The organism is Pseudoduganella sp. RAF53_2, assembly GCF_052113985.1.
Classification (GTDB): Bacteria; Pseudomonadota; Gammaproteobacteria; order Burkholderiales; family Burkholderiaceae_D; genus Rugamonas.
Genome location: NZ_JBFRDW010000614.1, coordinates 1 through 3,698, shown reverse-complemented (window position 1 = coordinate 3,698; position 3,698 = coordinate 1). Strand labels below are relative to the sequence as shown.

Genomic DNA, 3,698 nt, shown 5'->3' with positions numbered 1-3,698 from the left:
CGCGTGGCGCGTCCGAGCGTGCCGGCGCGTCCGGGCGCTTGCCTGCCGGGCGCGGGGCGTCGGCTGGGCGGGGGCCAGGCTTGCGGGCCGCGGGGGCAGCGGCGGGTGCTGGCTTCGCCTTGGGTTTGAGGGACAGAGTTGGGCGTTCTTTCTTAGTCATTGCAATCCTGATATCACGCCCGCCATCCGCACGCGTAAATACTATAAAAGCAGGATTGTACCCCGGCAGCCGTCCGGCTATTGCAATTGAGCCCTTCTTGCAAACAAGTATAATGTCCGTCTTTTCAGACGTTTACATCATGCGGCCCGTGCCGCTTTCACGACATGCTCGCCCAACAAAAGCAAGAGATCATTTCCCTGTTCCAGACCGCGCTGGCGCCGATTCTGGAAGGCACCGAAGTTAAGGCCAACGTAGTGCTGGAGCGTCCGCGCGACGCGTCGCACGGCGATGTCGCCTGCAATATCGCCATGCAGCTGGCCAAACAGCTGAAAATGAACCCGCGCGAGCTGGCGCAGAAAATCGTCACCGCCCTGCTCGACAACCCGGCAGGCAAGCAGCTGGTGGCCGCCGCCGAAATCGCCGGCCCAGGCTTCATCAACCTGCGCGTGACCGAAGCATCCAAGCAAGCCGTCGTGAAAACCGTGCTGGCGCAAGGCGCCGCCTACGGCAGCAGCGATGCGCTGGCCGGCAAGAACGTCATCATCGAATTCGTCTCCGCCAACCCGACCGGCCCGCTGCACGTGGGTCACGGCCGCCAGGCGGCACTGGGCGACGCGCTGTCCTCGCTGTTCGAGGCGCAAGGTGCCAAGGTCACCCGTGAGTTCTATTACAACGACGCCGGTGTGCAGATCCAGAATCTGGCCCTGTCCGTGCAAGCGCGCGCCAAAGGCCACAAGCCGGGTGACCAGGCATGGCCTGAATCGGCCTACAACGGCGACTACATTGCCGACATCGCCACCGACTTCCTGGCCAAAAAGACCGTGTCTGCATCCGACGGCCTGCCGGCAACCGGCAATGGCGACGTGGAAGACCTGGAAAATATCCGTCACTTCGCCGTGACCTACCTGCGCAATGAGCAGGACATCGACCTGCAGGCCTTCGGCGTGAAGTTCGATAACTACTACCTCGAATCCTCGCTGTACTCCGACGGCAAAGTAGAGAAGGCAGTGGAACAGCTGATCGCCAGCGGCCACACCTACGAAGACGGCGGCGCCCTGTGGCTGCGCACTACCGACTTCGGCGACGACAAGGACCGCGTGATGCGCAAGACCGAAGGCGGCTACACCTACTTCGTGCCGGACGTCGCCTACCACATCGTCAAATTCCAGCGCGGCTTCACGCAAGCGATCAACGTGCAGGGYWSCGACCACCACGGCACCATCGCCCGCGTGCGCGCCGGCCTGCAAGCCGTGAACCTGGGCGTGCCGCAAGGCTTCCCTGACTACGTGCTGCACAAGATGGTCACCGTGATGAAGGACGGCGCCGAGGTGAAAATCTCCAAGCGTGCCGGTTCCTACGTGACCGTGCGCGACCTGATCGAATGGTCCGGTGGCGGCGAAATCACCAAGGGCCGCGATGCCGTGCGCTTCTTCCTGATCTCCCGCAAAGCCGACACCGAATTCGTATTCGACGTCGACGTCGCCCTGAAGAATTCCGACGAAAACCCGGTCTACTACGTGCAATACGCCCACGCGCGTATCTGCCGCATGCTGGAAAACTGGGGCGGCGACGAGAAGACCATCACCGATGTCGATCTGTCCCCGCTGACCGCGCCAAGCGAAGCCACCCTGCTGGCCACCCTGGCCCAGTATCCGGAAATGCTGGCCCGCGCCCAGTCCGAACTGGGCCCGCACCAGGTAGCCTTCTACCTGCGTGACCTGGCAGCCGCCCTGCACTCCTTCTACTTCGCCGAAAAGGTGCTGGTGGAAGACGAAGCGACCAAGCTGGCCCGTGTGGCGCTGATGGTCGCCACGCGCCAGGTGCTGCGCAATGGCCTGGCTCTGATCGGCGTCTCCGCACCAAATCAAATGTAACCCCGGCAAATGTAATCCCAAGGACCCACCGCACGATGACTTTTCGCACTCCCCCTTCGTTGCGCCAGCAAGGCAACACGCTGGTAGGTATTGTTATCGGCCTCGTAATCGGCCTGGTCATCGCAGTTGTGGTGGCCCTGATGATCACCAAAGGACAGAGCCCCTTCACCGACCGCGCGCCCAAAGCCGGCAAGACGGACCAGGCCGACGGCCAGATCTCCGATCCGAACAAGCCGATGTACGGCAACAAGGAAGCGGCACGCAAGGCGAACAACGAGTTCGAAAAAGAGAACAAGGCGCCGCCTGCCGACGAGCTGCAGCGCGTGGTGGACAATATCCAGGCGCAGGGCGAAGCCAAACYGGCGGCACCGAAACCGGCGCCGGCGCCGGCTCCTGCGGCGGATAAGCCGGCAATGCCGGCGCCAGTCAACAGCGCTGCACCGCCGACCCAGGCGGCTGCTCCTGCGCCGTCGACTACCGAAGACAAATACATCTACTATCTGCAGGCTGGCGCCTTCCGCGAAATCAGCGATGCGGAAGCAACCCGCGCCAAACTGGCCCTGCTGGGCTTTGAGGCCAGCGTTTCCGACCGCACCAACGACAACGTGGTGCTGCATCGCGTGCGCATGGGTCCTTTCTCGCAGGTGGAAGCAATGAACAAGGTTCGCAGCAAACTGTCCGAAAACGGCATTGATGCCGCCGTGGTACGCACCCAAAAATAAGGAGCTGATACGCGATGCAAATCCTGAAGAAATTCCTGGTCCTGACTACCCTGTCCTTCGCTGCGCTGGGCGCGCTGGCTTCTCCGGCTGATCCGAAGCCGGGCGCCGAATACACCGTGCTGAAAGCGCCGCAGTCGACCGACACCGGCAAGAAGGTCGAGGTCATCGAGTTCTTCGCGTACTACTGCCCTCACTGCTACGCACTGGAGCCGAAACTGGCCGAGTGGGTGAAGAAGCAGGGCGACACCATCGTCTTCAAGCGCGTGCACGTGTCGCGCGGCCAGGAAGTGCTGCCGCAGCAGAAGCTGTTCTTCACGCTGGAAGCGCTGGGCCTGGTCGAGCAGTATCACAACAAGGTCTTCAACGCGATGCACGTTGAGCACAATCGACTGAACCGCGATGAGCAAGTGTTCGAGTGGATCGAGAAGAACGGCATCGACAAGAACAAATTCATCGACACTTACCGCGGCTTCGGCATCGCAGCCCGCGTGCGACACACCGATCCGATGATGGAGGCTTATGAAGTGGATTCCTGGCCGATGATCGCGATCGACGGCAAGTACCTGACTTCGCCTTACATCGCCAACCATACCGCTACCGCGCCAATGTCCGAAGCCCAGCAACAGCAGAACGCACTGCAGGTGATGGACTTCCTGGTGGCCAAGGCCAAGGCGGAAAAGAAGTAACACTGCCTTGAAGCGCGTCTTCATCACTGGCGCATCGAGCGGATTGGGCGCCGCAATGRCCGCGGAATACGCGCGGCAAGGCGCCACGCTCGGCCTGCTGGCGCGCCGCGGCGAGGCGCTGCAGGCGCTGATCGCATCCCTCCCCTCTCCCGAACGTCACCGCGCTTATGTCGCGGATGTGACCGACCACGCGGCCGTGCGCCGCGCTGCCGAAGAATTCCTGGCTTACGCAGGCGGCTGCGACGTGGTGATTGCC

At 62.3% G+C, this 3,698-nt stretch carries 4 protein-coding genes; all 4 read left to right on the top strand.

The features are described 5' to 3' along the window. The first annotated feature begins 324 nt into the window (after positions 1-324). Complete coding sequence (argS, locus tag AB4Z11_RS26435; RefSeq protein WP_442028819.1) at positions 325-2,034, top strand: arginine--tRNA ligase; 1,710 nt, start codon at positions 325-327, stop codon at positions 2,032-2,034. A 35-nt stretch (positions 2,035-2,069) separates the two neighbouring features. Further along, a complete protein-coding gene (locus AB4Z11_RS26430; protein ID WP_442028818.1) occupies positions 2,070-2,756 on the top strand; it encodes an SPOR domain-containing protein in 687 nt (228 codons plus the stop codon). Positions 2,757-2,770: 14 nt separating this feature from the next. Continuing rightward, positions 2,771-3,442 (top strand): thiol:disulfide interchange protein DsbA/DsbL, encoded by a 672-nt coding sequence (locus tag AB4Z11_RS26425; RefSeq protein WP_442028817.1) that lies wholly within the window; start codon positions 2,771-2,773, stop codon positions 3,440-3,442. 7 nt (positions 3,443-3,449) lie between these two features. Continuing rightward, a partial coding sequence (locus tag AB4Z11_RS26420; protein WP_442028816.1) for an SDR family NAD(P)-dependent oxidoreductase occupies positions 3,450-3,698 on the top strand: 249 nt, incomplete at its 3' end.

Bases quoted from the DNA above. Each gene is read 5' to 3' on its own strand.
- AB4Z11_RS26425 (WP_442028817.1), top strand. From the start codon at position 2,771: ATGCAAATCCTGAAGAAATTCCTGGTCCTGACTACCCTGTCCTTCGCT.